At 70.5% G+C, this 26849-nt stretch carries 28 protein-coding genes, 1 tRNA gene and 1 pseudogene; 21 read left to right on the top strand and 9 right to left on the bottom strand.

The features are described from left to right. Window positions 1–3: 3 nt before the first annotated feature. Both ACIRU3_RS07210 and ACIRU3_RS07205 read right to left on the bottom strand, forming a co-directional pair. Window positions 4–1080, bottom strand: a complete 1077-nt coding sequence (locus tag ACIRU3_RS07210; protein ID WP_404052553.1) for an ABC transporter permease — start codon at window positions 1078–1080, stop codon at window positions 4–6. Next, a complete protein-coding gene (locus ACIRU3_RS07205) occupies window positions 1080–2099 on the bottom strand; it encodes a sugar ABC transporter substrate-binding protein (protein WP_404052551.1) in 1020 nt (339 codons plus the stop codon). Before ACIRU3_RS07205 ends, ACIRU3_RS07210 begins: the two co-directional genes overlap by 1 nt. A gap of 174 nt (window positions 2100–2273) precedes the next feature. Between ACIRU3_RS07205 and iolD the strand changes: the two are divergent. From iolD to ACIRU3_RS07175, 6 genes and pseudogenes are all read left to right on the top strand, one after another. Further along, a pseudogene (gene iolD / locus ACIRU3_RS07200) lies at window positions 2274–4162 on the top strand (3D-(3,5/4)-trihydroxycyclohexane-1,2-dione acylhydrolase (decyclizing)). A 54-nt stretch (window positions 4163–4216) separates the two neighbouring features. Continuing rightward, window positions 4217–5002, top strand: coding sequence for a GntR family transcriptional regulator (locus tag ACIRU3_RS07195; RefSeq protein ID WP_404052548.1), 786 nt, complete (start codon window positions 4217–4219; stop codon window positions 5000–5002). Between the two features lie 283 nt (window positions 5003–5285). After that, on the top strand, window positions 5286–6599 hold the full coding sequence (locus ACIRU3_RS07190; RefSeq protein WP_404052546.1) for an ABC transporter substrate-binding protein: 1314 nt from the start codon (window positions 5286–5288) through the stop codon (window positions 6597–6599). Between the two features lie 8 nt (window positions 6600–6607). After that, entirely contained in the window at window positions 6608–7588 is a 981-nt protein-coding gene (locus tag ACIRU3_RS07185; RefSeq protein WP_404052544.1) for a carbohydrate ABC transporter permease, read from the top strand. After that, complete coding sequence (locus tag ACIRU3_RS07180) at window positions 7585–8469, top strand: carbohydrate ABC transporter permease (protein ID WP_404052541.1); 885 nt, start codon at window positions 7585–7587, stop codon at window positions 8467–8469. Before ACIRU3_RS07185 ends, ACIRU3_RS07180 begins: the two co-directional genes overlap by 4 nt. 32 nt (window positions 8470–8501) lie before the next feature. Further along, window positions 8502–10520, top strand: a complete 2019-nt coding sequence (locus ACIRU3_RS07175; protein ID WP_404053198.1) for a beta-galactosidase — start codon at window positions 8502–8504, stop codon at window positions 10518–10520. Here ACIRU3_RS07175 and ACIRU3_RS07170 read toward each other — a convergent pair. Beyond that, entirely contained in the window at window positions 10514–11500 is a 987-nt protein-coding gene (locus tag ACIRU3_RS07170) for an aldo/keto reductase (protein WP_404052538.1), read from the bottom strand. The genes ACIRU3_RS07175 and ACIRU3_RS07170 overlap by 7 nt on opposite strands. 531 nt (window positions 11501–12031) lie before the next feature. Between ACIRU3_RS07170 and ACIRU3_RS07165 the strand changes: the two genes are divergently transcribed. Further along, on the top strand, window positions 12032–13396 hold the full coding sequence (locus tag ACIRU3_RS07165; RefSeq protein ID WP_404052535.1) for a cellulase family glycosylhydrolase: 1365 nt from the start codon (window positions 12032–12034) through the stop codon (window positions 13394–13396). A gap of 1021 nt (window positions 13397–14417) precedes the next feature. Here the strand turns inward: ACIRU3_RS07165 and ACIRU3_RS07160 are convergent. The 3 genes from ACIRU3_RS07160 to ACIRU3_RS07150 all read right to left on the bottom strand — a co-directional run bounded on the left by ACIRU3_RS07160 (window position 14418) and on the right by ACIRU3_RS07150 (window position 16972). Beyond that, a complete protein-coding gene (locus tag ACIRU3_RS07160; RefSeq protein ID WP_404052533.1) occupies window positions 14418–15026 on the bottom strand; it encodes a hypothetical protein in 609 nt (202 codons plus the stop codon). Window positions 15027–15185: 159 nt separating this feature from the next. Further along, window positions 15186–15707 (bottom strand): NUDIX domain-containing protein, encoded by a 522-nt coding sequence (locus ACIRU3_RS07155; protein ID WP_404052530.1) that lies wholly within the window; start codon window positions 15705–15707, stop codon window positions 15186–15188. After that, window positions 15704–16972: a helix-turn-helix domain-containing protein gene (locus ACIRU3_RS07150; protein WP_404052528.1), complete on the bottom strand. Its 1269-nt coding sequence runs from the start codon at window positions 16970–16972 to the stop codon at window positions 15704–15706. Before ACIRU3_RS07150 ends, ACIRU3_RS07155 begins: the two co-directional genes overlap by 4 nt. 236 nt (window positions 16973–17208) lie before the next feature. Between ACIRU3_RS07150 and ACIRU3_RS07145 the strand changes: the two genes are divergently transcribed. The 6 genes from ACIRU3_RS07145 to ACIRU3_RS07120 all read left to right on the top strand — a co-directional run bounded on the left by ACIRU3_RS07145 (window position 17209) and on the right by ACIRU3_RS07120 (window position 20798). Continuing rightward, window positions 17209–17640, top strand: a complete 432-nt coding sequence (locus ACIRU3_RS07145; RefSeq protein ID WP_404052525.1) for an ATP-binding protein — start codon at window positions 17209–17211, stop codon at window positions 17638–17640. Continuing rightward, window positions 17637–17876, top strand: a complete 240-nt coding sequence (locus tag ACIRU3_RS07140; protein ID WP_404052522.1) for a hypothetical protein — start codon at window positions 17637–17639, stop codon at window positions 17874–17876. Before ACIRU3_RS07145 ends, ACIRU3_RS07140 begins: the two co-directional genes overlap by 4 nt. Window positions 17877–18103: 227 nt before the next feature. Beyond that, a complete protein-coding gene (gene tgmA / locus ACIRU3_RS07135; RefSeq protein ID WP_404052519.1) occupies window positions 18104–18397 on the top strand; it encodes a putative ATP-grasp-modified RiPP in 294 nt (97 codons plus the stop codon). Beyond that, window positions 18397–19350 carry an ATP-grasp ribosomal peptide maturase gene (tgmB, locus tag ACIRU3_RS07130; protein WP_404052516.1) on the top strand — a complete coding sequence of 318 codons (954 nt, stop codon included), beginning with the start codon at window positions 18397–18399 and terminating at the stop codon, window positions 19348–19350. Before tgmA ends, tgmB begins: the two co-directional genes overlap by 1 nt. After that, entirely contained in the window at window positions 19347–20468 is a 1122-nt protein-coding gene (gene tgmC / locus ACIRU3_RS07125) for an ATP-grasp peptide maturase system methyltransferase (RefSeq protein WP_404052514.1), read from the top strand. The genes tgmB and tgmC overlap by 4 nt, the downstream gene beginning before the upstream one ends. 24 nt (window positions 20469–20492) lie before the next feature. After that, window positions 20493–20798 carry a DUF6087 family protein gene (locus ACIRU3_RS07120; protein ID WP_404052512.1) on the top strand — a complete coding sequence of 102 codons (306 nt, stop codon included), beginning with the start codon at window positions 20493–20495 and terminating at the stop codon, window positions 20796–20798. 60 nt (window positions 20799–20858) lie between these two features. On the opposite strand, the gene ACIRU3_RS07115 is transcribed toward ACIRU3_RS07120, so the two are convergent. Beyond that, window positions 20859–21116 carry a hypothetical protein gene (locus ACIRU3_RS07115; RefSeq protein WP_404052510.1) on the bottom strand — a complete coding sequence of 86 codons (258 nt, stop codon included), beginning with the start codon at window positions 21114–21116 and terminating at the stop codon, window positions 20859–20861. 101 nt (window positions 21117–21217) lie between these two features. On the opposite strand from ACIRU3_RS07115, the gene ACIRU3_RS07110 reads away from it, so the two are divergent. The 6 genes from ACIRU3_RS07110 (at window position 21218) to ACIRU3_RS07085 (ending at window position 23767) form a co-directional block, all read left to right on the top strand. Further along, the gene (locus ACIRU3_RS07110) at window positions 21218–21694 is read left to right on the top strand and encodes a hypothetical protein (RefSeq protein WP_404052508.1); all 477 of its coding nucleotides are present in this window, start codon (window positions 21218–21220) and stop codon (window positions 21692–21694) included. A gap of 141 nt (window positions 21695–21835) precedes the next feature. Then, the gene (locus ACIRU3_RS07105) at window positions 21836–22126 is read left to right on the top strand and encodes a hypothetical protein (protein ID WP_404052506.1); all 291 of its coding nucleotides are present in this window, start codon (window positions 21836–21838) and stop codon (window positions 22124–22126) included. Beyond that, window positions 22123–22464 carry a hypothetical protein gene (locus tag ACIRU3_RS07100; protein ID WP_404052504.1) on the top strand — a complete coding sequence of 114 codons (342 nt, stop codon included), beginning with the start codon at window positions 22123–22125 and terminating at the stop codon, window positions 22462–22464. Before ACIRU3_RS07105 ends, ACIRU3_RS07100 begins: the two co-directional genes overlap by 4 nt. Window positions 22465–22541: 77 nt before the next feature. Beyond that, complete coding sequence (locus ACIRU3_RS07095) at window positions 22542–22949, top strand: hypothetical protein (protein WP_404052501.1); 408 nt, start codon at window positions 22542–22544, stop codon at window positions 22947–22949. Between the two features lie 89 nt (window positions 22950–23038). After that, a complete protein-coding gene (locus ACIRU3_RS07090; RefSeq protein ID WP_404052498.1) occupies window positions 23039–23305 on the top strand; it encodes a hypothetical protein in 267 nt (88 codons plus the stop codon). A gap of 99 nt (window positions 23306–23404) precedes the next feature. Next, on the top strand, window positions 23405–23767 hold the full coding sequence (locus ACIRU3_RS07085) for a hypothetical protein (protein WP_404052495.1): 363 nt from the start codon (window positions 23405–23407) through the stop codon (window positions 23765–23767). A 603-nt stretch (window positions 23768–24370) separates the two neighbouring features. On the opposite strand, the gene ACIRU3_RS07080 is transcribed toward ACIRU3_RS07085, so the two are convergent. After that, window positions 24371–24444, bottom strand: a tRNA-Pro gene (locus ACIRU3_RS07080). Window positions 24445–24549: 105 nt separating this feature from the next. On the opposite strand from ACIRU3_RS07080, the gene ACIRU3_RS07075 reads away from it, so the two are divergent. Both ACIRU3_RS07075 and cobF read left to right on the top strand, forming a co-directional pair. Continuing rightward, window positions 24550–25059 carry a DUF309 domain-containing protein gene (locus ACIRU3_RS07075; RefSeq protein WP_404052492.1) on the top strand — a complete coding sequence of 170 codons (510 nt, stop codon included), beginning with the start codon at window positions 24550–24552 and terminating at the stop codon, window positions 25057–25059. Window positions 25060–25126: 67 nt separating this feature from the next. After that, window positions 25127–25906 (top strand): precorrin-6A synthase (deacetylating), encoded by a 780-nt coding sequence (gene cobF, locus ACIRU3_RS07070; protein WP_404052489.1) that lies wholly within the window; start codon window positions 25127–25129, stop codon window positions 25904–25906. Window positions 25907–26031: 125 nt separating this feature from the next. Here the strand turns inward: cobF and ACIRU3_RS07065 are convergent, their stop codons facing one another. Beyond that, complete coding sequence (locus ACIRU3_RS07065) at window positions 26032–26778, bottom strand: cobalt-precorrin-6A reductase (protein WP_404052487.1); 747 nt, start codon at window positions 26776–26778, stop codon at window positions 26032–26034. Window positions 26779–26849 lie beyond the last annotated feature (71 nt).

Genomic DNA, 26849 nt, shown 5'->3' with positions numbered 1-26849 from the left:
GTGTCACCTCCGGGTCGCCGTGCGCTGGACCCACAGATTGATCAGGACGGCGCCGAGCAGCATCACGCCGAGGAAGGCCTTGAACCAGTCGGGGTTCCACCCCGCGAAGACGATGCCCTGGTTCACCATGCCGAACATGAACGCGCCGAAGACCGGGCCGATCGCGGAGCCGGCGCCACCGGTGAGCAGACAGCCGCCGATGACCGCCGCGGCGATGTAGATCAGCTCCTGGCCGACGCCCTCGCCGGACTGCACGGTGTTGAACGAGAACAGGTTGTGCATGCCCACGAACCAGGCACCGAAGCCGACCGTCATGAACAGCGTGATCTTGGTGAAGTTCACGGGGACACCGACGGCGCGGGCGCTCTCCTTGTTGCCGCCGACGGCGAAGATCCAGTTGCCGTACTTGGTGCGCAGCAGCACCCAGGTGGCCAGGGCCGCGAAGGCCAGCCAGTAGAAGATCGTGATCTTCACCTGGACGCCGCCGATGTCGACGGAGGACGCGAAGATCTTCCTGGCCTGGTCGAAGCCGTCCATGGTGCTGATGTCGTCGGTGGCGACATTGCCGGTCACCCATTTGGTCACGGCCAGGTTGACGCCCTGCAGGATCAGGAAGGTGCCCAGGGTGACCAGGAAGCTGGGCAGCCCGGTCTTGACCACCATCCAGCCGTTGAAGGCGCCGACCGCGAGCGAGGCGACGAGGGCGACGATCACGCCGGTCCACACGTTCACGGTCAGCTGGTAGCTGAGCATGCTCGCGGTGAGCGCGGAGGTGATGACCGCGACGCCGGAGGACAGGTCGAACTCGCCGCCGATCATCAGCAGGGCGACCGGGAGGGCCATGATGCCGATGGTCGAGGACTGATAGAGGACCGTGGCGATCGAGCTGCCCTGGCGCAGCGAGGGCGCGGCGATCAGGAAGAAGATCAGGACGGCCACGGCGCCGAGGAAGACGCCCACTTCGGGACGGGCCAGCAGCCGGAGAGCCAGGGGGCGCCGGGCGGTACGGCCGTCGGTCTCCTTGGGGCCGGATGCCGGCGGCCTGTTGACCGCCGGCTCAGCCTGCTGGGTCATGCTCATCACCGGGTGCCCTTCGCGGCGAACTGGGCGACCCGGTCGACGTTGGACTTGTCGACGAAGGCCGGACCGGTGAGCACGGGCTGCTCGCCGCCGCCGCTGTAGTTGCCGTTGTTCTTGTACAGCCACAGGGAGTCGATCGCCAGGTAGCCCTGCAGATACGGCTGCTGGTCCACGGCGAACTGGATGTCGCCCTTCTTGATGGCGCTGGTCAGCTGGTTGTTCAGGTCGAAGGTGGCGACCTTGGCCTTGCTGCCCGCGTCGCCCACCGACTGCACGGCGGTCAGCGCGTAGGGAGCGCCGAGCGTGACCACGTAGTCGATGGAGCTGTCCTGCTTGAGCTTGGCCGTGATCGTCGACTTCACGGACGGCATGTCGGTGCCGTTCACGTACAGCGTCTCAGTGGTGCCGGAAAACGTCTTCTTCACACCGTCGCAGCGCTGGGTGAGGCCGATGTTGCCCTGCTCCTGGACGACACAGACCGCCTTCTTGGCGCCCACCTCGTTCAGCTTCTTGCCGAACGCCTCGCCGGCCACCCCCTCGTCCTGCCCGAAGAACTCCAGCAGGCCGAGCTTCTTCCAGTCGCTGACGCCGGAGTTCAGACCGACCACAGGGATCTTGGCCGCGTTGGCCTTGCTGATCACGTCCTTCATGGCGTCCGGCTTGGCCAGGGTGATCGCGATGCCGTCGACCTTCTGGTCGATCGCGTTCTGCACCAGGTTGGCCTGGCTGCCGGCGTTCGGGTCGGCGGAGTAGATCAGCTTGATGTTGTCCTTGGCGGCGGCGGCCTCGGCACCCTTGCGGACGATGTCCCAGAAGGTGTCGCCGGGCGACTGGTGGGTGACCAGCGCGACCGTCATGCGGGGGGTGTTGGCCTTGCCCGCTGAGGCACCCGACCCTCCCTCTTCGGCCTTCTTCCCTCCAGAGCTGCTGGAGCAGCCGGCGAGGGTGAGGGCCGCCGCAGCGGCCACGGCCACAACGGGGGCCAGTCTGCGGGAGCGGGAGTGCGAAGAGCGGTCCATCTGTCCTGCACCTCACTGTGCTACGGGGGAAGGGACGCTGTTGCGTTGGGACGGGATACAAGTCCCTGTGGAGCCCGCTGTCAATACTTTGTTAAGACATCATTTCACAAGCAGGTCCGAATGTAAGTACAAACCATTGACATGGCCACCGGTTTCCACCTACACCTGGGAGGCATGAGCCACTCGACGAGCGCATCGACGAGCCGCCTGACCGTCGCCCAGGCACTGGTGCGGTTCCTGTCCGCCCAGTACACCGCACGCGACGGCGAGCGGCACCGGCTGATCGCCGGCACCTGGGGCATCTTCGGGCACGGCAACGTGGCCGGAATCGGCCAGGCGCTGCTCGAGTACGGCGCCGTCATGCCGTTCCACCAGGGCCGCAACGAGCAGGCGATGGTGCACGCGGCCGTCGGACACGCCCGCCAGCTCGACCGCCTCTCGGCGCAGGCGGTGACGACGTCCATCGGCCCGGGCGCGACCAACCTCGTCACCGGCGCCGCCCTGGCCACGGTCAACCGGCTGCCCGTACTGCTGCTGCCCGGCGACTGCTTCGCCACGCGTCCGGCCGATCCGCTGCTGCAACAGCTGGAGCATCCGGGCCGGTTCGACCTGTCCGTCAACGACACCCTGCGCCCGGTGTCCCGCCACTTCGACCGGATCGCCCGCCCCGAGCAGCTGATCCCGTCCGCGCTCCAGGCCATGCGCGTCCTCGCCGACCCGGCCGAGACCGGCGCCGTCACCCTCGCCCTGCCGCAGGACGTGCAGGCTGAAGCGTACGACTGGCCCGAGGAGTTCTTCGCCGAGCGCGTCTGGACCGTGCGCAGGCCCGCGCCCGACCCGGCCGAGCTGGCCGAGGCCGTGCGGGCGGTCCGGGCCGCGCGGCGGCCGCTCCTCGTCGCGGGTGGCGGCGTCCACCACAGCCGCGCCGAGGAGGCGCTGCGGGCCCTGGTGGACGCCACCGGCATCCCGGTCGCCTCCACCCAGGCCGGCAAGGGCTCCCTGCGCCACGACCACCCGGCCGACCTGGGCGGCATCGGCCACACCGGCACCGCGGTCGCCGACGACCTCGCCCGCACCGCCGATCTGGTCATCGGTGTCGGCACCCGCTGCACCGACTTCACCACGGCCTCCGGAACGCTGTTCCAGAACCCCGGGGTCCGCTTCCTCAACCTCAACATCACCGGCTTCGACGCCCACAAGCTCGCCGCGCGGACCGTGGTCGCCGACGCGCGGACCGCCCTGGAGGCGCTCGCTGCCCGGCTGGCCGGCTTCCGCGTCGACCCGGCGTACGAGGCCGAGTACCGGGCGGGCAGGGAGCGCTGGGACCGGGTCGTCGAGGCGGCCTACCGCGCCGGCGACGAGGACGCCGTACCGACCCAGCCGCAAGTGCTCGGCGCGCTGGACGCGGTCGTCGGGGACCAGGACGTGGTCATCAACGCGGCGGGCTCGCTCCCCGGCGACCTGCACAAACTGTGGCGGGCCCGGTCGCGGCGCCAGTACCACCTGGAGTACGGCTACTCGTGCATGGGCTATGAGATCCCGGCCGCGATCGGCGTCCGGCAGGCGGCCCCGGACACGGCGGTCTGGGCACTGGTCGGCGACGGCACCTACCTGATGATGCCGACCGAGATCGTCACCGCCGTGCAGGAGGGCCTGCCCGTCAAGCTGGTCCTGATCCAGAACCACGGGTACGCCTCCATCGGCGGCCTCTCGGAGTCGGTCGGCGGTGAGCGGTTCGGCACGGCCTACCGGCACGGGCCGCCGACGGCACCTTCACCGGCGCCCCGCTGCCCGTCGACCTCGCCGCGAACGTGGCCAGTCTCGGCATGGACGTGCTCCGCGCCGGGACCGTACGGGAGCTGCGCGAGGCGCTGGCCGCCGCACGGGACGCCACGACCCCCACGTGCGTGTACGTGGAGACGGACACCTCGGGCCCGTCCGCCGCTCCCGGCGCCGAGGCCTGGTGGGACGTACCCGTCGCCGAGACGGCCACCCGTGCGGCGGCCGTGCGCGCCCGCGCCGACTACGACCGACAGATCGCCGGGCGTCGCCGGCACCTCTGAACCACCCTTCGACAGCACGCCCCCCACCATCCCCGCTCTGGAAGGAGGTGCCCCGTGGCGAGGACCGGTGACTCCGCTCGTCCCGTGACCGGCTCCGCTCTCGACTCCCTCGACTTCGCCCTGGACCGTACGAGTCCGGTACCGCTCTACTACCAGCTCGCGCAGCAGTTGGAGGCGGCCGTCGAACACGGAGTCCTCGCTCCCGGGAACCTCCTGGGCAACGAGGTCGACCTGTCCGTGCGCCTCGGTCTGTCCCGGCCCACCGTCCGTCAGGCGATCCAGTCCCTGGTCGACAAGGGGCTGCTGGTGCGCCGCCGCGGCGTCGGCACCCAGGTGGTGCACAGCCAGGTCAAACGGCCGCTGGAACTGAGCAGCCTCTACGACGACCTGGAGTCGGCCGGGCAGAGCCCGTCCACCCGGGTGCTGCGCAACGAACGCATCCCGGCGGCCCCGGACGTCGCCGCGGCCCTCGGCATCGCGGAGGGCGCCGAGGTCACGGTGCTGGAGCGGCTGCGCTGCACGCACGGCCGGCCGGTGGCATTCCTGTGCAACTACCTGCCGCCGACGCTGCTCGAACTCGGCACCGAGCGGCTGGAGTCGACGGGGCTGTACCGGATGATGCGCTCGACGGGCATCACCCTGCACAGCGCCCGCCAGTCCATCGGCGCCCGCAGCGCCACCGCCGAGGAGGCCGCCCTGCTGGACGAGAAGGAGGGCGCGGCCCTGCTCACCATGCAGCGCACCGCCTACGACGACACCGGCCGGCCGGTGGAGTACGGCACCCATGTCTACCGGGCCTCGCGCTACGCCTTCGACTTCCAGCTGCTGGTCAGACCCTGAAGCGGAACGCCCGCGTTCGCACAGCCCCCACGGCCGCCCGTGCCGTGGGGGCTTCGCTGCTTGTCCACGGGCCGCCCTGCCTCAACGAAGTTGCAGGTAACGATGACGATTACGTTTCGGGCAAGAGACCCCCCAGTACGACCAGAGCTATTGACGCATGAGCGGACATGGGGCTGTTATTACGCCCACGATGTTCGGTCGAGTTGGTTTCTGATCGGTTTCGAGGACCTTTCGGTGATCGACTCATCCCCTTGACCGAACCCTGCATTCCTCAGGAGCCGCCATGCGCCCCTCCCCTTCCGGAGCTTCCGTCCCGGGTCCCAGCCGCCGCTCGCTGCTGCGCGGAGCGGGCGGTGCCGCCCTCCTCGCCGGTGCCGGCATACCCCTGCTGTCCGCCTGCGGCGGCAGTGGCTCGTCCTCCGACCCGAAGACCGTCACCCTCGGCTCCAACGCCTCGGACGCGGTGCCGAAGAAGGCCTTCGAGAGCGTCTACGCGGCCTTCAAGAAGCAGTCCGGCATCACCGTCGATGTGAACACGAAGGACCACAACACCTTCCAGGAGCAGATCAACTCCTACCTGCAGGGCACGCCGGACGACGTGTTCAACTGGTTCGCCGGTTACCGCATGCAGTTCTTCGCCGCGAAGAAGCTGGCCACGCCGATCGACGACGTGTGGGCGAAGATCGGGGACAACTTCCCCGACGCCATGAAGAAGCTGAGCAAGGGCGAGGACGGCAAGTACTACTTCGTGCCGCTCACCACCTACCCGTGGGCGATCTTCTACCGCAAGAGCGTCTTCCAGCAGCACGGCTACAAGGTCCCCGCCACGTGGGACGAGTTGGTCGCCCTGTGCAAGCAGATGAAGAAGGACGGCCTGGTCCCGATCGCCTTCGGCGACAAGGACGCCTGGCCGGCGATGGGTACCTTCGACCAGATCAACTTCCGCCTCAACGGCTACGACTTCCACGTCCAGCTGATGGCGGGCAAGGCCTCCTGGACCGACGCCAAGGTCAAGGCCGTCTTCGACCACTGGAGCGAACTGCTCCCCTACCACCAGGACGGCTTCATGGGCCGCACCTGGCAGGACGCCGCCCAGTCGCTGGTCTCGAAGAAGGCCGGCATGTATCTCCTGGGCTCCTTCGTGGCCCAGCAGTTCACCGACAAGGCGGACCTGGACGACCTCGACTTCTTCCCCTTCCCGGAGATCAACTCCGCGTACGGCCAGGACACCGTGGAGGCGCCCACCGACGGCTTCATGGTCAGCAAGAGCCCGAAGAACCACGCCGGTGTCCTCAAGCTGCTGGAGTACCTCGGCAGCCCGGCGGCCGAGCAGCTCTATCTGAAGACCGACCCGAGCGTGGTGGCCGCCTCCAGCAAGGCCGACACCTCCTCGTACTCGGCGCTGCAGAAGAAGGCGTTCGAGATGATCAGCGGCGCCAAGACCCTGACGCAGTTCATGGACCGTGACAGCCGCCCGGACTTCACCTCCACGGTGATGCAGCCCTCGCTGCAGAAGTTCCTGCAGAACCCCAAGGGCGTGGACAGCTTGCTGTCGTCCATCGAGCGCCAGAAGAAGCAGATCTTCGCGTCCGCGTGAGCAGCCCGATGACGACGGACACGACGACGAAGACCCCGGAGGCGGCCGCCGTGCCGCCTCCGGGCGCCGCTTCCCGCACCTCGCGGGCCACGCAGGGCCACCGGCGCCTGCTGACCCGCCGTGACCGGCTCACGCTCGCCCTGATGGCGGGCGTGCCCACGGTCCTGCACGTGGTCCTGGTCTGGGTCACGGCCCTCGCCTCCATCGCGCTCGCCTTCACCACCTGGGACGGCATCGGGTTCGACTCGATCAAGTGGGTGGGCCTGGACAACTTCAAACAACTCTTCAACGACAACCCGCAGTTCTGGCCCGCCGTCCAGCACAACGTCATCTGGTTCGTGGTCCTGATCCTGATCCCGACGCCGCTCGGCCTGTTCCTGGCCGTGCAGCTGGACAAGAAGATCCGGTTCAGCCGCGTCTACCAGACGGCGTTCTTCCTGCCCGTCGTCATCTCGATGGCGTGCATCGGCTTCGTCTGGCAGCTCGTCTACAACCCTGACACCGGCCTGATCAACAGCATCATCGGCGCCAACAAGCCGGGCCACTACATCGACTGGATCGGCGACCCCAAGCTCAATCTGTGGGCCGTCCTGATCGCCGCGTCCTGGCGGCACACCGGCTACATGATGATCCTGTACCTGGCCGGTCTGAAGAGCGTCGACCCGTCCCTCAGAGAGGCCTCCGCGCTGGACGGCGCGAACGAGTGGCAGACGTTCAAGAACGTCATCTTCCCGACCCTGCGCCCGACCAACACGGTCGTCCTCGTCGTCACCATCATCGAGGCGCTGCGCGCCTTCGACCTGGTCTTCGTCTTCAACAAGGGTGCCCAGGGCACCGAGTTGCTGTCGATCCTGGTGACCAACAACATCATCGGCGAGTCCAGCCGCATCGGGTACGGATCGGCCATCGCCGTCGTCCTGCTGGTGATCTCCCTCGCGGTGATCATCCCGTATCTGATCGCCACCTTCCGGAAGGAGCGGCGCGCATGAGCACCACTGTCGCGCTGAAGCGGCGCGCCCCGGTCCGGCCGGCCCGCATCCTGCTGCACGTCTTCCTCGCGGGGACCGCCCTGGCCTGGCTCGCCCCACTGCTGTGGGCGGTCTTCTCGGCCCTGCGCCCGTACAGCGAGACCAGCGCCAAGGGCTACGTGTCCTGGCCGGACACGCTGAACTTCGACAACTTCACGAACGCGTTCACGCAGTCGGACATGCTGCACTACTTCGGCAACACGCTGATCATCGCCGTACCGGCCGTGCTGCTGACCCTGTTCCTGTCGTCGATGGTCGCCTTCTACGTCAGCCGGTTCGACTTCCGCCTCAACCTCGCGCTGCTGCTGGTCTTCACGGCGGGCAACCTGCTCCCGCAGCAGGTCATCATCACCCCGCTGTACCGGCTGTACCTGCTCACCGACCTGCCCGGCATCACGGCGAGCGGCAAGCTGTACGACTCCGCGCTCGGGCTCGTGCTGATCCATATGGCGTTCCAGTCCGGTTTCTGCGCGTTCGTGCTGAGCAACTACATGCGCTCCCTGCCGCACGAGCTGACGGAGGCCGCGCTGGTCGACGGCGCCTCGGTGTGGCGGCTGTACTGGCAGATCACGCTGCCGCTGTGCAAGCCGGCGATGGCGGCCCTGGCGACCCTGTTGTCGATCTGGATCTACAACGACTTCTTCTGGGCCCTGGTGCTGATCTCGACCGGCGAGAACATGCCGATCACCTCGGCACTGAACAACCTCTCCGGCCAGTACTTCACCGACCCCAACCTGGTGGCCGCGGGCGCCCTGCTCACCGCGATCCCGACCCTGATCGTGTACTTCGCGCTCCAGCGCCAGTTCGTCAACGGCCTGACGCTGGGCTCCAGCAAGGGCTGAGGCGCACCCACGTGAAAGAGAACGACAACGCCGTGAAACGCACCCTGTCCGTCCCCGGCCTCGCCTACGGCGGCGACTACAACCCCGAACAGTGGCCCGAGGAGGTGTGGGCCGAGGACATGCGCCTGATGCGCGAGGCCGGGGTGACCCTGGTCAGCGTCGGCATCTTCTCCTGGGCGCCGCTGGAGCCTTCCGAGGGCGGGTACGACTTCTCGCGCATGGACAGGATCCTGGACCTGCTGCACGAGAACGGCATCGCCGCCGACCTGGCCACGCCCACGGCTGCGCCTCCGGCGTGGTTCTTCCGTGCCCACCCCGAGGCGCTGCCGGTCGACCGGGACGGCCGTACCCTCTCCTACGGCAGCCGCCAGACGTTCTGCCCGTCCAGCCCCGCCTACCGCGAGGCCGCGCTGCGCATCACGGGCGCGCTGGCCGAGCGGTACGCCGGACATCCGGCCGTCGCCATGTGGCACGTGCACAACGAGTACGGCTGCCACAACGCGGCCTGCTACTGCGACACCAGCGCGGCGTCCTTCCGGCGCTGGCTGCGGGCCCGCTACGGCGACGACCTGGCGGCCCTCAACGACGCCTGGGGCACGGCCTTCTGGTCGCAGTGGTACTACGACTGGGAGGAGATCCTGCCGCCGCGCGCGACCGGTGCCGTAGCCAACCCGACGCACCGGCTGGACTGGCGCCGCTTCTGCTCGGACGAGTTGCTGTCGCTGTACACGGCCGAGCGGGACGTGCTGCGGGCGGCGGCCCCCGCGATCCCGGCCACCACCAACTTCATGGTGATGGCCGGCTTCGACGCCCTGGACTACTGGCGCTGGGCACCGGAGCTGGACATCGTTGCCAACGACCACTACCTGATGTCCGCCGACCCCGAGTCGGAGATCGACGTGGCGCTGAGCGGCGATCTGATGCGCTCGCTCGCGGGCGGCCCGTGGCTGCTGATGGAGCATTCGACGGGCGCGGTGAACTGGCAGCCCGTCAACCGGGCCAAGAATCCTGGTGAGTTGCGCCGCAACGCCCTTGCCCATGTGGCGCGCGGGGCGGACGGCGTCGCCTTCTTCCAGTGGCGGGCGGCGAAGGCGGGCGCCGAGCAGTGGCACTCGGCGATGCTGCCGCACGCGGGCACCGACAGCCACATCTGGCGGGACGTGGTCCGTCTGGGGGCCGATCTGAAGGCACTGGCCGAGGTCCGCGGCAGCACCGGCACCGCCGAGGTGGCCGTAGTCTGGGACTGGAACGCCCGCTGGGCCCTGGAACTGCCCTCCCAGCCGAGCGGCGAACTGCGCCAGCTGGACCTGGTCCGGGCCTGGTACGAGCCGCTGTGGCGCGCGGGCGTGGCCGTGGACTTCGTACGGCCCGACGCGGACCTGTCCGCCTACCGCCTGGTCCTCGCCCCGAACCTGTACCTGGTCGACGACGCGGGCGCCGCGAACCTCACGGCGTACGCCGAGCGCGGCGGCACCCTCGCCGTCGGTTTCCACAGCGGGGCGGTGGACGAGAACTGCCATGTGCGCCTCGGCGGTTACCCGGGAGCGTTCCGGGACGTGCTGGGCGTGCGCTCGGACGAGCCGTTCCCGTTGCTGCCCGGGCAGCCGGTCGCCCTGAGCGGGGCGGTGCCGGAGGGGGCGACCGGCACGCTGTGGTCGGAGCGGCTGCGGCTGGAGGGAGCGGAGGCGGTCGCCGCGTACGCGGGCGGTCCCCTGGCCGGTGTCCCGGCCGTCACTCGGCACCCGTACGGCGCCGGCGCCGCCTGGTACCTGGCCACGCTCCCCGACCCGGCCACGCTGACCGCCCTCCTGGACCGTATCCGGGCGGACGCGGAGGTGGAGCCGGGGCGCACCGCACCGGCCGGTGTGGAGGTGGCCCGCAGGCGCGGCCCGGAGGCGGACTACGTCTTCGTCATCGACCACTCCGGCCGGGGCGGGCGGGTGCCCGTCGCACCGGGCGCCACGGAACTCCTGACCGGCAAGGAGACGGCCGGTTCGGTCACGGTCGCGCCCGGGGACGTGGCGGTGGTCCGGGAGCCGCGCAGTCAGTGAGCCGCGTCCAGCCGGGCCCGCTGCTCCTCGGTCAGCTCCAGGTCGACGGCGGCCAGGTTCTCCTCAAGCTGCGCCACGGAGGAGGCCCCGGCGAGCGGGACGACCGGCAACGGGCCGCCCAGCTGCCAGGCCAGCACGACCTGGTTGACACTCGCTCCGGTCTCCCGAGCCACCTCGCGCAGGACCGCGAGGCGGGCGGGGGTGCCGGGGTGGTCGTAGTCGGGCAGGAGCGGCTTGTCGGTGCGGGTGTAGGCGCCGGCCAGGAGTGGTGAGTAGGCGACCAGGGTGAGGTGCGGTTCCGCCCGCAGATAGCCGAGCAGTTGGGCATCCGCCCCGCCGAGGCTGCCGTCCGGGAACAGCTCGCCGGGCATGTCGGTGCGCGGCCGCAGGAAGCTGTGCTGGTACTGGAGCACCTCGTAGCCGGGCAGGCCCGCGCCCGCCGCGAGGGCGCGGGCCCGCTCCACGCGCCAGACGGCGTGGTTGCTGACTCCGAGCAGGCCGACGGTGCCTTCGGCGACGAGCGCGGCGAAGCCCTCCACCGTCTCCCGCAGCGGCACGGTGGGGTCTTCTATGTGCGCGTACAGCAGGTCGAGGCGGTCCACCCCGAGCCGCTCGCGGCTGCGCTCCGCCGCCTCACGGATGACCTTCGCGGACAGGCCCTCCGGGTTGTCGACGTAACCGGTTCCGGGGGCGAGCGGCCGGGCGCCGAGCTTGGTGGCGATGGCGATCTCGTCGCCGATGCCCCGGCTGCGCCGCCACCGTCCGAGCAGTTCCTCGCTCTGGCCGCCCTGGCTGCCGTCCTCCCAGAAGGCGTAGTTGTCGGACGTGTCGATGAAGTTCCCGCCGGCCTCGACGTACCGGTCGAGAACGGCGAAGGAGGTCTTCTCGTCCGTACGCGACCCGAACAGCATCGCGCCGAGCGCGAGCACGCTCACCTCGCGTCGGGTGGCGGGGTCGGTGCCGATCGTGCGGTATTTCATGCTGGTCCTCCCGTTCACGGCTGGTGTCGGGGAGTCTTCGCCTTGAAGCGCACACGAAGTCAAGCGAGTCCGCCCGGCCGACGCGTCGCCGAACACACCCGGCTGCTCCCCGCACAGCGGCTTTCGGCCCGCTGGAGGAGCCTCGCCCCTCACCTGCGCACAAGCGCCCTGACGGATCCGGACGGGTGCGACGGCGACCGCGACATCTCCGGGCGAGGAGGCCTCCGCGGAACATGGTTCGTGGGGATCATCGTCTACGCGGTGATGGCGGGCCGGCGCGGTCGGAGGGCGTGACCCGCGGGGCACGCGGGGCACGAGCGATCCGGTGGGCCGGCCCACCGGCCGGCCGGCCGGGGGTGGACCTCTTCTCACGTGCTCTCCCGTGCGCATCTCTCCGGGCGGCAGGAGGCGATCGCGCGGCACGGCGGGCCGAGCGGCGTCGCGAGAACGGCCCGCTTCATCGCTTGAAGGGTGGTCCGGGTGCTGATGGGATGCGCGACACCACGAGCACCGTCGCCCCGGAGGTTTCCTGTGCTGCGATCGATCGTCACGGCGGGCGCGCTCGTCGTCGCGCTGCTCGCCCCCACCACCGCCCACGCCGGGCAGGGTCAGGGCATTCCCCGGCTCACCGACCGCCATGGCCGAACCCTCACCCTGCACGGCTGGAACATCGAGGACAAGGCGCACCGCGGCGACCAGGCGCTGACGGGCATCACCGAACGCCACCTGCGCGACATGCGGGCCAAGGGCTTCGACTTCGCACGGCTGCTGGTCTTCTGGGACGACCTGGAGCCGGAACCAGGACAGTACAGCCAGAGGTATCTGCGGAAGATCGAACGTGTTCTGGACTGGGCCGAGCGCTACGACGTGAGGGTTCTGATCGACGCCCATCAGGACGTCTTCGGACCCGCTTTCGGCCACCGTGGCATACCCGAGTGGGCCACCAGGACCGACGGACTGCCGTTCACCCCGCATCCGGACGACTGGTTCGCCGAGTACTTCGAACCGGCGGTGCAGCGCGCCTTCACCCATCTCTACGAGGACCAGGACCTCCGACGCGCCCAGTCCCGGATGTGGCGGGTCCTCGCCGGCCGCTTCGCCCACCATCCGGCCGTGCTCGGCTACGACCTGATGAACGAACCGATGGGCGAACAGCACCAGGGGGAGGATCTGCCGACGGCCGCACGGCGGATCGAACGCGATCAGCTCACTCCGATGTACAACCGCCTGGCGGACGCGGTCCGTTCGGCCGACCGGGACGCCTGGGTGTTCGTCGAACCCACCCCGATCGTCGGCGAGGGCGTGCCGACCGGCCTCGGTCGCATCGACGGCCCTCGGGTCGTGTACGCGCCGCACTTCTACAACACGGCCATGGAGGCAGGCTCCGACTACGACCCGGAGGCCGGCTGGATCGAGGCGTACGAACGGGCCGTCACGCAGTACCCGAAGGAGTACCAGGTCCCCGTCGTGGTCGGGGAGTGGGGTCCGCTCAACAACTCCCTGCCGCACATGAACCGTTTCTACGGCGACGCGATGACCTCCTTGGGCCGCTACACCTCCGGCTGGGCGGGCTACGTGTGGTGCTACGGCGGCGGGTACTGCGCGGTCGACGGCTCCGGTGCCTTCCGCACCAACAAGGAGCTGACCGCCGAACCGTACGCGGAGAGCGTGGCGGGCACGGTGCGCTCCGCCTCGTACGACGCCGCGCAGGGCGTCTACCGGCTGGCCTATCGCGCGGCACCCCGCGGCCACCGGGTCACCGAACTGTCCGTGCCCCCGGGTGCTTGGCGGATCAGGTCCGGCGGCAGCGCGGTCGTCGTGCGCAGGACGGCGGGCAGGGCATCGGTACGGGCCGCCGCGGGCAGCGAGGTGACCGTCACCGTCGAGCGCGACTGATCCGACACCCCGGGCGGGGGCCGAGGGGCCGCACCCTGGCAGTCGCCGTACATCAGAAAATGGCCAGGGGCCGCTTCGGATTGCTCCGAAACGGCCCCTGACCACGACTCTTACGAGTCGGGACGACAGGATTTGAACCTGCGACCCCTTGACCCCCAGTCACGCGCCGCCGGTCCGGAATCGGGCGCATCGGCCCGGAACGGTGCGGCTGCGTACGTCTGCGTCCTGGTTCCGTCCGGCTCTGTACGTCCTCGTACGGCTAGGCCCTAGCGCGTTTCCTAGCGGAACCCCTAGCCCCGTCCTAGCGACCGACCGCCGTCTGACCTGCTGTCTCGGCCGGTAGGCACGTGCACGTCGGTGGGTGCCCCTGACGCACCCCGCCGATCATCACGCGGCACCGCGGGTCGACTGTGGCGCGCGGGGCGCCAGGCTGCCGCGCCCCGCTCGTCCCTCGCGGGGGTTGCCCCTGGGATGGGATTGCCGGCTGCCGTAGGGGCTGCTGCACCTCCGCGCCGCCGTCGTCGGCCGCGCCCTCTCGGGGGTCCTCGTCGGTGGCTGATCTCTCTCGGGGTGGTGATCTACAGCAACCAGGGAACGTGCACCCACGATGGGGCACGGACGACCAGCAGCAAGGGCAGCAGCAACCGGCGCGGCGTCCAGGTGCCGACTTCATGGGGCAACCCTCCCGAGGGACGAGGGAGGGGCGGCAGCCCGGCGCCCCGCGCGCCACCTTTCATCCCCACTGGCCCGGCTTGCCAGGTCGTCTACGGGGCTACGGAGGCCACTGGCGGCCCGGGGGCGCCCACGGCCCGTAGTGACGCGCACGTGGCCTCTTACGGCCGTCACGGGGCGCCTGCCGCCCACCGGGCCGCGGGCAAAGAGCCGCTCGTAGCGGGCCGGCCATTCCCTAAGCGCCGGATCGTCCAGCCAGCCTAAGGATCCGGCGCTTACAGCAGCGTCCGAAGCTCCATCCCGACGCGCGTGTCGTCGTCCAGCTCCCGGCGGCAGCACGGACAGTTCTTCAGGTCATCGATCGTCGTGACCCTGTACGGTCCCAGCACCACCCGGGGCCCCCGGCCTCCCGACGCGCACGGGCCTGCACCTGCTGCCGCTCGATCTCTCGCTGTTCGCATTCCCATAGCTCCACCTCGCCCGCCACGGTGTGGGCCCCGTAGAACGCGCCGAGCAGCGCCAGCACTCCATCCAGGCCTTCCCGGGTCAGCGTGGGGCGCCTCTTGCCGTACCCGGCCCACACTTCCTCGCGGGTCGGAGGGCGGTACCGGGGATCGTCCGACGTCGGGAACGGCCGCGCAGGTTCGCCAGACAGGTCCTGATCGCTCTGCACTGCATTCGACAGCCACATCTCCGCCTCGGTCGGCTGGAGCATTGCTGCATAGGCGTGCCGGCTGATGTCCCAGTGCAGGGACATGATCCCTGGGTGCTTCCGACAGGCGCGGCGTACCTGCTCGATCTGTGCGGCCGTCGGTGTCCCGCCGGAGGGGATGTGGCCCGCGTAGACTCGGGCTGATAGCCCGGTCCATGACAGATCGACGGGATACGGCTCGCTCGTGCGGGCTTCGGTCAGGGCGGCGATGATGGCGCGCTGGACCCGCCCGGGTCCACGGCTCATGACCTGACGCTAAGTGCCGGATCACTGAGAACTGCTAGAGATCCGGCACTTACCACCCGATCGGGTATACGCCGGGTCTCTCGCGGCTGTACGGCATCCGTCACTTACCCCGTACGTGACGGTGCCTCGTCTCCTGAGCCGGTGGAGACAGAGCGCCAGTCACATCACGGGTACGCCGTCCCGGAGGTACAGCGGCCGTCCCCCGTCGAGCGCTTTCAGGGCTCCCTCGAACCGGCGCCGCATCCGGTCCCGGAGACGAACGGCGGCTTCGGCGGCCGTGACGAACGCGACTTCGGACAGTTCGTCGTCGCGCGGGCGTAGCCGGTCGGCCTGGTCCTGGTCCAGGGTGCCGCCGTCGAAGATGAAGGCGATCTGATCGTCCCAGGGGCCGTGCGGAGCAACCCAGTCCACCACCAGCAGCCCCAGCGGGGTCACACGTAGCCCGAGTTCCTCCGTCAGCTCCCGACGTACGGTGTCCTCCGGCGGCTCGTTGGCCTCCGCCATCCCTCCGGGCAGGTCCCAGCCGGGTTTGTAGGTGGGGTTCACCAGCAGCACACGGCCGGACGGATCCCGTAGCAGCACATCGGCCGCCACGCGCTTGCGGGCCTGTTTCGCGTTGCCCTCCGCAAGGTAGGCGTTCCAGGCATCGGTGTCGGCAGGGTCAGGTGCGGTGGGCCTCATGCGGTGGTGCCTCCCGGGGACGGCGGGATCAGATCGGCCAGCAGGAGCATTCTGGCGCGGCGCGCATCATCGAACCGCACCAGGTACTCACGGACCGGCCCGTACCCCCGGTGCGGCTCCAGCAGCCGGCGCAACCCGTCGAGCTGCTGCACGACCCGTACCGAACCCAGGGTCGGGCTCGTGCTGAGGAGGTCGTGGCCGACGTGCACGGCGGCGTCCAGGTCGCCGCGGCGTACATGGACGTCCACCAGCGTGATCCGGCTGAGTGCCAGCGACCGTGCCCGTCCCGCTTCCCGCAGCGCGACGGCCTGTTCGGCGTGCGTCAGTGCCTGCTCGAACTGCTCCAGGTCCCTCAGGATCAGCGCCGTCTCGCTGGCCAGGGCGGCGGCATCGAACGGGCTCAGCCACGGGTGATCAGCGGCGGCCATGCCGTCCAGGTCGCGCCGCGCGGCCTCCCGCGCCTGGGCGGCCGGGGTCCGCTGCCCGGCGACGGCCAGGGCCCGCGCCTGCATGGTGTGCAGCCGCGCCGTCAGCGCTGGAATTCTCGGTCCCTGCGCTGCGAGGTCGAGCCCGGTCCGGGCCCAGCCGACCGCACCCGCGGCGTCCCCGGCTTCACGGGCAAGGTGGCTGCTGCTCGCGGCTACGTGCGCGGCCAGCGGGAGATCACCGGCGGTGCGGGCCAGGGGGAGCGCGCGGGCGAAGTGCTGTGCGGCGCGGTCGTCGTGGCCGGAGTCGTGGGCCATCCACCCGGCCATCTCGGTAAGTGCCGCCGCTGCCGCGAACACCTGCGGGCCGCCGCCGACGTCGACCAGCCGGGGCGCCACCCGGTCACTGAGGTGCCGGACGACCGCCCCGTACAACCGTCCGCCGCCGGTCTGCCGGTCCGCGCTGCGGAAGTGGTCCATGGCCACCAGGTCGTCACCGTCCGGTGGCGGATGATCGTCCGCCCGCTGGTGCTCCGCTTCTGCCGGCGCGGGCTCCCACGACCGGCGAGCCAGCCCCAACAGGTGACCGGGAATGTGGAAGGCGTCGGCGATCTGCTCGAACAGGGTCAGCTTCTCTACCCGGCTCTTGCCGTTCATGTAGTCGTACAGGCGCCCCTGCGTGATGTCGACAGCAGCAGCCAGCCGCCGCGTACTGACCCCACGGGCATTGAGCATCCGGAAGACCGTTCCCATGTCCCGCTCGGCGCACGCCCTGAGCAGGCGTTCATCCCCGAGCAGACCGGCGACGACCTCACACGGGTCCGGTGACAGACGGTCCATCTGCAACTCCCCCGAGTAGCGAATGGAACCGATGCTAAGGCCAACGCCCCGCATGTGACTCCGAGTTGGAGTCACCTTCTGGAGTCTCCCCATCCCCTTCCCCGGGCGTTGACTACCTATCAGCCGCCCGGAAACGCTCCCGTGAACGCCTCTGTACGGCTGCCCCGCCCGCAGGTTTCTCCCCCGAGGCACGCGGGCGGGGCTCACCCCCAGCCGCCCCACCCAAGGCGTTGACGATGACCATGACCGACGAACAGGTGAGACCAGGGCAACACCCGCGCCAGAGCATCACCCTCGCGAGCGAGGCCGCCAGCGTCCCGGCGGCACGACAGATACTCCGCGAGGCATGCACGGAATGGGGCCTGGACCAGGGCGCCGCCGAGACCGGCGCGCTCCTCCTGTCCGAGCTGGTCACGAATGCCGTCCGGCACGGCCACTCACACAGTGTCCGGGTGATCGCCGAGCAGCCGGCGCCTGACCGTCTTCGCGTCGCCGTGGTCGACCGGTCCCGCCGCTGCATGCCCGAACTTCACCATCCCGGGCCGGAGGCCATCGGCGGCCGGGGCCTGCTCCTGGTCGACGCTCTCTCCGACCGCTGGGGCACAGACCTGCTGCCGTGGGGGAAACGCTGCTGGGCCGAAATCATGATCAAGGAAGGCGCCCAGTGACCGGACGCCACAGGATGCCCGAGCCGGACGGCCGAACCGCCGGCGCAACGCTCCTCGGAGCCGTGGCCGTGGGGCTTGGCCTGGTCGCGTCGATCGTCTCCACCGACTTACGCGCCACCCCGCACCCGATCGGGCAATCTCGCCTGGACGTCGACCCCGGAGAGCCCGCGGCCTTCGTGGTCGCCGCCCGCGCCGACGTCCACACCTGCCGGTGCGGACCACGCACCATCCCCTGACTGCCTCGCTGCGGGACGTCCCCTGAGCCGCTTCCCCACGGCCTGCACCCCGCAGCGGGGCGCACAACCACCCGGCCGGCACCCGTGAGCCGGCCGGGACGGGTCCGGGACCGCCGCCCCCGCCGTCCCGGACCCAACTAGGCCCCCTGCCGGGGCCGTCTTACTCATCACACCCCGGCCCCGGCAGGGTCCAGCAAGAGCCGCAACAGCCGACCATGGGAGGAACGTTGTTCGCTCACTCCGATCGTGCCCCGACCGGCAGCCCGCTTCCGTCGGGCGCCCACACGCTGGCCCCGTGGGGCCTGCGCCGCATGGCCCCCTACCCGGCAGTCGCCCCCGGCTACGCCCGTGTCGAGCTGGACCCGGTCACCCAGACCGGCCGGTACTTCGACGCCACGGGGCAGCCGGTGATGATGCCGGGGCACGGCACCAGCACCGGCACGAACCCGCCCACCGGCACCTCACCCGATGGGAACGGCACCACCCAGGACTCCGACACCGGGAACGACAACGACCAGTGATGCATCCGGGTCCGGTTCTGGTCGTCACCAACCTGGACGACCCCACAACCGACCTGGTGATTGACGAGCTGCACGGCCGGGACGTCCCGGTCGTGCGGTTCGACTCCGGGGACTTCCCCGCCACCTTGTCGGTTGCGGCCACCATCACCAGCGACGGCATCCACGGCACCCTGACCACGCCGACGCGTACCGCCGACCTCGCAGGCGTGCGGTCGCTGTACTACCGCCGTCCCTCCGGCTTCGCCTTCCCCCACCTCGATCAGCAGACGGCCCGCTTCGCCATCGCCCAGGCCCGCTACGGGCTCGGCGGCATCATGGCGTCCCTGCCGGGCTGCCTGTACGTGAACCACCCGCACCGCATCGGCGACGCCGAGTTCAAACCGTCCGGTCTCGCCGCCGCCGCGGCGGCCGGATTCACGCTCCCGCCCACCCTGATCACCTCCAGCCCCGACGCGGCCCGCTCGTTCATCAAGCGGCACGGGCCGGTGATCTACAAGCCGTTGGCCGCCCCGCTCTACCAGGGTGCCGACGGCATCTCCTGCACGGTGAAGGTGGACGAGGCCACCGCCGACGACATCGACGACGCAGTAGCCGGCACCGCCCACCTGTTCCAGCAGCGCGTGAACAAGGCGGCCGACGCGCGAGTCACCGTGATCGGCGACCACGTGTTCACCGTCCGCATCGACTCCGACCTCTTGGACTGGCGCACCGACTACACCCAGCTCACCTACACCCCCGTCGAGCCGCCCCCGGGCCTGACCGCTGCCCTGTACCGGTATCTCGGCGCTTTCGGGCTGGTCTTCGGCGCTTTCGACTTTGCCATCGACCGCGAAGGGACATGGTGGTTTCTGGAGTGCAACCCGTCCGGGCAGTGGGCGTGGCTGGAGCCCGAGACCGGCCTTCCCATGATCGCGGCCATGGCTGACCTGCTGGAGAGGAAGAACACCACGTGACCGACGACAAAGCCCTACGCCTCGCGCTCGCCGACCGGCTGACCGCCAGCGGACACCTGCACACCGCGCCATGGCGGACGGCCGTCGAAGAGGTGCCCCGGCACGAGTTCCTGAGCGGCGGCTTCTTCGAGCCCGTACCCGGCTCCGCGCCCACCGCATGGCGGCCGGTCATGCCCGACGACCCCCGATGGCTGGCGCGCTGCTACGACGATGACTCCCTCGTCACCCAGATCGCCGACACCATCGCCCCCCGCGACATCCGCGGCGAGATCCTGCGCGCCCCCACCTCATCCCGTACCCTGCCGTCCCTGGTGGTGCGCATGCTGGAAGAGCTGCAAGTGGAGGACGGGCACAGGGTGCTGGAGATCGGATCGGGCTACTCCACCGGGCTCCTGTGTCACCGGCTCGGCGGCGACTGTGTGACGTCCGTGGAAGTCGATGCGGACGTTGCCGGCGCGGCCCGGGTAGCCCTCGGGAACTGCGGCTACTGCCCGCAGGTGATCACGGGTGACGGTCTTGCCGGTGACCCCCACGGCGCACCGTATGACCGGCTGATCGCCACATGCGGCGTGATCGATCTCCCCTACGCGTGGGTGGAGCAGACACGGCCCGGCGGCACCATCCTCGCCACCCTGTCCGGCTGGCTCTACGCCTCCGAACTCGCCCGCCTCACCGTCCACGAGGACGGCACCGCGCGCGGCCAGCTCCTCGGCGGCCAAGTCTCCTTCATGCTCGCCCGCCCCCAACTCCCGCCGCCCCTGGGCACCCTCCCCGACCTGAACGCCGGACACGAGCGCCCCGCCACCCTCGCCCCCGACGTGCTGAACGACTGGAACACGCGCTTCGTCGCCCAGTTCGCCGCCCCCCACGCCCAGCGCGTCACCCTCACGTGGGAGGGCCGGGAGACGCACGTGCTCCTGGACGTCGAAGAGGGGTCGTGGGCCGCGCTCGCGAGGGACGGCGACACCTGGACTGTCCGCCAGGACGGCCCCGCACGCCTCTGGGACGCCGTAGAGGACGAGGTGACGCGGTGGCGTACCGACGGCGCCCCGCCGCTGGAAGCGTTCGAGGTCGCTGTCACGCCCGAAGGGCAGACCGCGACGTGGACTAAGGTCTGAGCCGACAACGAGGGAGGGTGAGCGATGGGCGACCCGGCAGACGAACCGCTGAACGAATGGGCGGACCGCCGCGCCGCACGCCTGCGCCCGGTCGGCGAACGCCGCGCCGTCGCCCTCGGCACCGGCCCGCAGCGCGCCGCCCACCTCGACCGGGACACACCCCGGATGATCATGGAGTGGGACGGCTACCAGTGGGTGCCGGTCACCACCGTGGACGACTACGCCGCCGCGCAGCGACTGCTGAACGGCATCGAAGGAGACGGCCGCATGGAGCTGCCCGCACCCGGCCCGAATCCGATGATCGGGCGCGGCCGACACCGCAAGCCCTGACACGTTCCACAGCAAAGCGCCCCGCCGGAGACCGGCGGGGCGCTTTTCCGTGTCGGTGGTCTAGTCGGTGGGTGCGACCGTACGCCGCTGCTCGCGCCGGCGGCTAGCCAGGTCGGGGTTCTGCCACTCCTTCACCTTCCGGTAGCTCCACCCCGTGGCGTCCTGTACCTGGCCGATGCGTCCCTGTGGTGGACGGCCGGTGACCGGGTCCGACGTCAGGGCGTCACGGATCAGCGCCCGAACCCTTTCCTCAGCCTGCTCTAGCGCCCGCACGGCCTCCGTCAGGGGCCCCAGGTCGTAAGCATCGTCGGTCGCCATGGGCACAGGCTAGCACTGTGGCAATATTTAGCACTGTGCTAAAATATCGCACTGCGCTACGTTGACGGGAACGGAGTGCGAACCCCCCGAGGAGTCGCCCGATGTTCTCCACGCTCGCCCGCCTCACCCGAACCGCCTTCAACCGCGTGACCGGCCGCACCACCGAGACAGTCGTGGACGGCCCGGGGGGCAGCACCCTCTACACCGCAGAAGAGATCGAGGCCGCGGGCCTGGAGCGCATATCCGCCCGCGAACTGGCGAACGAAGGCGCCCGGCGGCAGCGCCCCGCTGACAAGATCCTCAAGAGCACCCGAACCGGCGTGTACGGCTCCGTCCGCGTCGAGTGGGTCGAGACCGGCCGCATGGTGTGGGACCGCACAGCGATCGAGCGCCGATTCCGCGAGGTGGGCGAACCAATCCCCCGCAAACCCGCAGACCCCACAATCCGCGTAGTGCTCATCGAGCAGCCCGCGCCCGCCGCCATCGAGGAGACGGCCGCATCGGTTGGCGGCGAAGGCGGCGAATGGGTCACAGACTTCTTCAGCACGTACCGTCCGGCCGGACTCGCCGCCGCGTGAGCGCTCCCATCTGGCGCCGCGCGAGCGTCCACGCCGGTCCGTTATGGCCGGCCGCCGCCACCCGCTCCCAGACTCCTGGGGCACGCACGACCGTGCCCCGGGTACCGTGAACACATCGACGGAAGGACAACCGTGACCGCCATGACCACGAACCCCGCCGACTCCGGCTCCCCCAAACTGCCCCCGCTGCGCCTCGTCTCCGAGGTCCGCGCCGCACTCGTCATGGGCTACGGCTTCCCCGGCGACGCCGACGACTTCGACGCCGAGTTCAACCGCGCGGTCAACCACTCCGACGGCATCGACTTCACCGCCGCCGCCAAGGTGGTGGACGACTACCGCGGACGCATCCTCGCCAAGCACGACCCGGAATGGGAAACCTCCATCGCCGCTGCCCTCGCCGAGATCGAGGCAGCGCGCGAGGCTGCCCAGTGACCGACGATCAACCGCGCGTGGTCGCCGAGATCACCCACAGGGCGCGGCAGCAGTGCTACCGCTACCCCATCACGGACGGCAAGCAGACCGAACAGGACGTAGAAGCCCTGCGCGCCGAACTGGAGAAGAACCCCACGCTCGGTAAGCCCGTACAGGGAGCCGCTGGGGAAGCTCTGGGGCTGCGCACCACCCGCCTGGAGGCGACGAGCTACCGGCCCGCGCTGACGATCACCTACGCGTACGACGAACCACCCCAGGACGCGCATGACGCGCCGGGCCTCGTTCGCATCGCCCTTGTCACCGCCGTGATCATCCCGCGCGACGGCACCGCCATCTGACCACCCAAATTGCGCCCCCGCCACACGGGCGGGGGCGCACCCATGCCTGGCCCGTCCGCCGGCGGAAAGGACACACCATGAACACCAACACCCACGGCCTGCCGCCCGCCATCGAGGAGCACCTGAAGGCAGGCGCCACCGACGCCGAGATGCTCGGCCGCACCATGCGCCTGCTCTCGCGCATCCTGCCCGACGACGACGTGACGGTGGAGCTGCCGCGGACGAAGGACAGCACGGAGAAGCCCCAGAAGTACGTGCGCCTCAGGCTGAAGTCCGCCTCGAAGTCGGCCGCCTGGATCTATCCGTACGGCCGCGTAGAACTGGGCCTCGAACACGAGGACGCAGGCGACTACGCCGAACTCCCCTGCGTCCGGATGATCGAGACCGTCAACCCCTGGCGTGTAGAGGTGACCCTGTCTGACGCCGCCGCCGTCCTGGTCGCCGACGAGCTGATCCGCACCGCCCTCGCCAAGACCGCGGCCTGACGCCACCCAACATCACCGCGCCCCCGTCGACCGGCGGGGGCGCCGTCACGCCGGGCCGTCCACCGGCGAAACCGAGAGGACCCGATCACATGACCCGGCCCACCCGAATAGAAGCGGACGGACGGAAGCGCGTCGTCCCCCTCGGGCCCTGCCCCTGGCTGCCCGGCTGGGAGATCACCCACGACCACTCCACACAGCGCGACCCCTACATCATGATCCGCAAGGGAACCGGAGCGGACACCGTCAACGCGATCACGTGCCCCATCCACCACACGCACACCGTCGTCCCCCACATGATCGCCGTACGCCCCCTCCGCCGACAGGGCCGCGCCGCCTGGTGCTCCGACTGCTCCTGAAAGCGCAGGAAGAGAACAGGCACCACCGCGCCCCCGTTGACCGGCGGGGGCGCCCCCATGTCCACCGGCACACCCACCCACTCACCGGAGCATCCATCCATGAGCGAGACCCCCAGACAGACCGACGCCGTGGTGCGCCTGGTCCAGGCCACCGTGAAGACCACGGGCGGCCACAGCGTCACCATCAGCCGCCCCGACGTGGGCGCCGTCGCGCTCGACCAGCCCGACTACACCGCATACGGCCGAAACGACCACTGGGTCGTGGCCGACGTCGCCGGGCGCCTCATACCCGTCGTGCCCCTCATGCGAGCCGTCCTCGACGGCGCCGAGCCAGTCAACACCCACGCGGCCGAGATCGCGTTGAGGGAGCTGGGCTTCCGGATCTTCGTGACGCGCCTGTACACCCCCTCCGGACGGCCCGTGACGCTGACGAACGATCAGACAGCGGGCGCTCGGCCCTGACCCCGCGCGCCGGCGCCACCGCGGCGACCGGCCCCCGTACGCTGCCCGCAGGTCCCACCGCCGCCCGGCTCATCGCCTCACGTGATCCGCCGGGCGGCTCACACCACCGGCTCTCCCTCGGTCGCTGCCTCTCGGCGCGCCCATTCTTCCCGCGCCTGCGGTACTTGATCACCCAGCACGGCCACTCGACGGCTGAGCTGAATAATCGCCATATCCCCGGCACGCCCGGACTCACGCGTCATCCGAGACAGGCGCTGCGCCTCCGTCATGAAGGCCTCCCGCACCTGCGCAGAAAGGTCATTCGATGATCGTCGTACTAATGTCGTCTGCTGGCCCGCGGTGGTAGCCCTAGGGTTACCAATGGGAGCCACGGGGTTACCAAGGGGACCCATGTTTTCGCAGGTTAGAGCGGGGATTCTCTTGGGACGCTCTAAAGACATAGGTGACCGCCGTCCCACAGGTCCGGGTCTCGTTCGCCGTCCCGCCCAACAGGCCGCAGCCTGACGCCAGTCCCTAGCGCTTCCCTAGCAGCAGTCACCTCCTCACCGAGGAACGCCAGCAGCCCGCCGACCTGTTGTTGCAGGTCGGCGGGCTCTGCCACCGTCGGGACGACAGGATTTGAACCTGCGACCCCTTGACCCCCAGTCAAGTGCGCTACCAAGCTGCGCCACGTCCCGATGCGCTCACTCGCGGTGACCCGCGTGATCGCGCGAACAGCACTTTACCCCACGGACGGGGGTGCGCCGAAGAGCGGGCGGGGTGGGGCGGGGACAATCGGTCGTATGGAAATCACAGGCGCGGCGCCGGGCGGCCGGGACCGGGACACGGAGGGGCGGGCGCGGAACGCACGGCCGCGGGACGGGCTGGGGCGTCCGCTGCCGTACGGGGCACAGGGGGTCGCCCGCCAGCCGGAGGGAGTCGTGCGGACCCCGGCGGAGACCGTCGCCGAGGCGCAGAGGCTGCTGGACGCGGGCAAGCCCTTCCACGCGCACGAGGTGTTCGAGGACGCCTGGAAGTCGGGCCCCGCGTCCGAGCGCACGCTGTGGCGGGGCCTCGCCCAGCTGGCGGTGGGACTCACGCACGCGGCCCGCGGCAACGGCACCGGCGGGGCGCGCCTGCTGAGGCGTGGTGCGGGCGCGGTCGAGGACTGGGCGGCCGAGCAGGGCGACGCGCAGTCGTACGGGATGGACCTTCCCGGGCTCGCGGGGTGGGCGCGGGAGCTGGCGGCACGGGTGGAGCGCGGGGCGGGACCCGTCGACGCGGGGGCGGAAGCGCCGCGGCTCGGGTCGTGAGCGACGCCGCCGCCGGTCACACCCGGGCGGTGGGTTCACTGTCGGTGGCATACGGCAGACTCGGGGTGTGCGAAAGATTCATGTCATCGGTATCGGTGCGGGCGATCCCGACCAGCTGACCCTGCAGGCGGTCAAGGCGCTGCGGAGCACGGACGTGTTCTTCCTGCTCGACAAGGGCGAGGTGAAGAGCGATCTGACCCGGCTCCGCCGGGGCATGCTGGACGCACACCGGCCCGAGGGCGGGTACCGGGTGGTGGAGGCCCGTGACCCGGAGCGGGACCGCGGGGCGGGCGGGGCCTCGTACTCGCCGGCCGTGGAGGACTGGCGCAGCGCCCGCGCCGGCATCTACGAGCGGCTGATCGCCGAGGAACTGGGCGAGGACGGCACCGGAGCCTTCCTGGTGTGGGGAGATCCTTCGCTGTACGACAGCACGCTGGCGATCCTGCAGGAGGTGCTGGACCGGGGCACGGTGGACTTCGCGTACGACGTGGTGCCCGGCATCAGCAGCGTCTCCTCACTGGTGGCCCGGCATCGTACGGGGCTGAACCGGGTGGCGCGGCCGGTGCAGATCACCACCGGGCGGCGGCTGGCCGAGGGCTTCCCGGAGGGGGTGGACGACGTGGTCGTGATGCTGGACGCACACCAGGCCTTCCGGCGGTACGCGGACCAGGACATCGACATCTACTGGGGGGCCTACCTGGGCACCCCGGACGAGATCCTCGTCTCCGGCCCGATCGCCGAGGCCGGCCCCCGCATCGAGCGGCTGCGCGCCGAGGCCCGGGAGCGCAAGGGATGGATCATGGACACGTATCTGCTGCGCAGACATCCCGATCCCGGGCAGGCCTGACCGGCACCCGGGCGGACCGCCCCGCGCACGGGGACGGTCCCTCCTCGGATACGGAGCCGCCGGCGATCCTCCGGGCCTGAGCGCCGCCGCGTGCAGATCGGTGGCGGTCGCCTCGCACCTGAGCACTACGGGCCGCTGAATCCCAGCCGGTCGAGTACGCCCGCCACGTCCGGCACCGCCGTCACGCCGTCCGGGAGCCGGGGGCGTCGTACGACGACCACGGGCAGCCCGAGTTCGCGTGCGGCCGTCAGTTTCGCGGCCGTCGCCTCGCCGCCGCTGTCCTTGGTCACCAGCACCTCGACGCGGTGGGCGCGCAGCAGTTCCGTCTCGTCGGCGAGGCCGAACGGCCCGCGCGCGAGCACCACTTCCGTGTCCGGCGGCAGGGGTGGCTCGGGCGGCTCCACCGACCGTACGAGGAAGTGCAGGTCGGCCAGGTGGGCGAAGGCCGCAAGGCCCAGGCGGCCGGTGGTGAGGAACACCCGGCGGCCCAGGCCGGGCAGGGCCGTGGCGGCAGCGGCCAGGGACTCGACGTCGTCCCAGCGGTCACCGGGGCCCGGGCGCCAGCCCGGGCGGCGCAGGACGACCGCGGGGATGTCGGTCGCCGTCGCCGCGTGGGCCGCGTGGGCCGTGATCGACTCGGCGAAGGGATGCGTGGCGTCGACGACGGCGTCCACGTCGTGCGTGCGCAGCCAGTCGGCGAGGCCCTCCGCGCCGCCGAAGCCGCCGATCCTCACCTCTCCGTCCAGCGCCCCGGGCCGGGAGACGCGGCCGGCCAACGACGTGGTGACCCTGACCCCGGGACGGACGGCGAGGTCGGCGGCGAGGCGGCGGGCCTCGGTCGTGCCGCCGAGGATCAGGACGTGCGGGGACATGGGGTGAGCGTAGGCGATGCCCTGACGGCCCGCGGCTCGCGCGCATGTCCCGTGGCCTGCTCGCGCGCATG

This window comes from Streptomyces sp. NPDC101151 (genome assembly GCF_044768335.1).
In the GTDB taxonomy this organism is placed as follows: Bacteria; Actinomycetota; Actinomycetes; order Streptomycetales; family Streptomycetaceae; genus Streptomyces.
Note: the sequence above shows the minus strand (reverse complement) of the source record. Positions and strands in the feature narration are given on the sequence as shown.

What these genes read in the sequence shown, in the direction of transcription:
- ACIRU3_RS07205 (WP_404052551.1), bottom strand. Translation starts at nt 2,099, where the DNA reads ATGGACCGCTCTTCGCACTCCCGCTCCCGCAGACTGGCCCCCGTTGTG.
- ACIRU3_RS07170 (WP_404052538.1), bottom strand. Translation starts at nt 11,500, where the DNA reads ATGAAATACCGCACGATCGGCACCGACCCCGCCACCCGACGCGAGGTG.
- tgmB (WP_404052516.1), top strand. Translation starts at nt 18,397, where the DNA reads ATGCATCCGGGTCCGGTTCTGGTCGTCACCAACCTGGACGACCCCACA.
- ACIRU3_RS07105 (WP_404052506.1), top strand. Translation starts at nt 21,836, where the DNA reads ATGACCACGAACCCCGCCGACTCCGGCTCCCCCAAACTGCCCCCGCTG.
- ACIRU3_RS07115 (WP_404052510.1), bottom strand. Translation starts at nt 21,116, where the DNA reads ATGGCGACCGACGATGCTTACGACCTGGGGCCCCTGACGGAGGCCGTG.
- ACIRU3_RS07190 (WP_404052546.1), top strand. Translation starts at nt 5,286, where the DNA reads ATGCGCCCCTCCCCTTCCGGAGCTTCCGTCCCGGGTCCCAGCCGCCGC.
- ACIRU3_RS07180 (WP_404052541.1), top strand. Translation starts at nt 7,585, where the DNA reads ATGAGCACCACTGTCGCGCTGAAGCGGCGCGCCCCGGTCCGGCCGGCC.
- ACIRU3_RS07185 (WP_404052544.1), top strand. Translation starts at nt 6,608, where the DNA reads ATGACGACGGACACGACGACGAAGACCCCGGAGGCGGCCGCCGTGCCG.
- ACIRU3_RS07210 (WP_404052553.1), bottom strand. Translation starts at nt 1,080, where the DNA reads ATGAGCATGACCCAGCAGGCTGAGCCGGCGGTCAACAGGCCGCCGGCA.
- ACIRU3_RS07065 (WP_404052487.1), bottom strand. Translation starts at nt 26,778, where the DNA reads ATGTCCCCGCACGTCCTGATCCTCGGCGGCACGACCGAGGCCCGCCGC.
- ACIRU3_RS07075 (WP_404052492.1), top strand. Translation starts at nt 24,550, where the DNA reads ATGGAAATCACAGGCGCGGCGCCGGGCGGCCGGGACCGGGACACGGAG.
- ACIRU3_RS07085 (WP_404052495.1), top strand. Translation starts at nt 23,405, where the DNA reads ATGAGCGAGACCCCCAGACAGACCGACGCCGTGGTGCGCCTGGTCCAG.
- ACIRU3_RS07145 (WP_404052525.1), top strand. Translation starts at nt 17,209, where the DNA reads ATGACCATGACCGACGAACAGGTGAGACCAGGGCAACACCCGCGCCAG.
- ACIRU3_RS07110 (WP_404052508.1), top strand. Translation starts at nt 21,218, where the DNA reads ATGTTCTCCACGCTCGCCCGCCTCACCCGAACCGCCTTCAACCGCGTG.
- ACIRU3_RS07120 (WP_404052512.1), top strand. Translation starts at nt 20,493, where the DNA reads ATGGGCGACCCGGCAGACGAACCGCTGAACGAATGGGCGGACCGCCGC.
- ACIRU3_RS07150 (WP_404052528.1), bottom strand. Translation starts at nt 16,972, where the DNA reads ATGGACCGTCTGTCACCGGACCCGTGTGAGGTCGTCGCCGGTCTGCTC.
- ACIRU3_RS07160 (WP_404052533.1), bottom strand. Translation starts at nt 15,026, where the DNA reads ATGAGCCGTGGACCCGGGCGGGTCCAGCGCGCCATCATCGCCGCCCTG.
- ACIRU3_RS07155 (WP_404052530.1), bottom strand. Translation starts at nt 15,707, where the DNA reads ATGAGGCCCACCGCACCTGACCCTGCCGACACCGATGCCTGGAACGCC.
- ACIRU3_RS07090 (WP_404052498.1), top strand. Translation starts at nt 23,039, where the DNA reads ATGACCCGGCCCACCCGAATAGAAGCGGACGGACGGAAGCGCGTCGTC.
- ACIRU3_RS07095 (WP_404052501.1), top strand. Translation starts at nt 22,542, where the DNA reads ATGAACACCAACACCCACGGCCTGCCGCCCGCCATCGAGGAGCACCTG.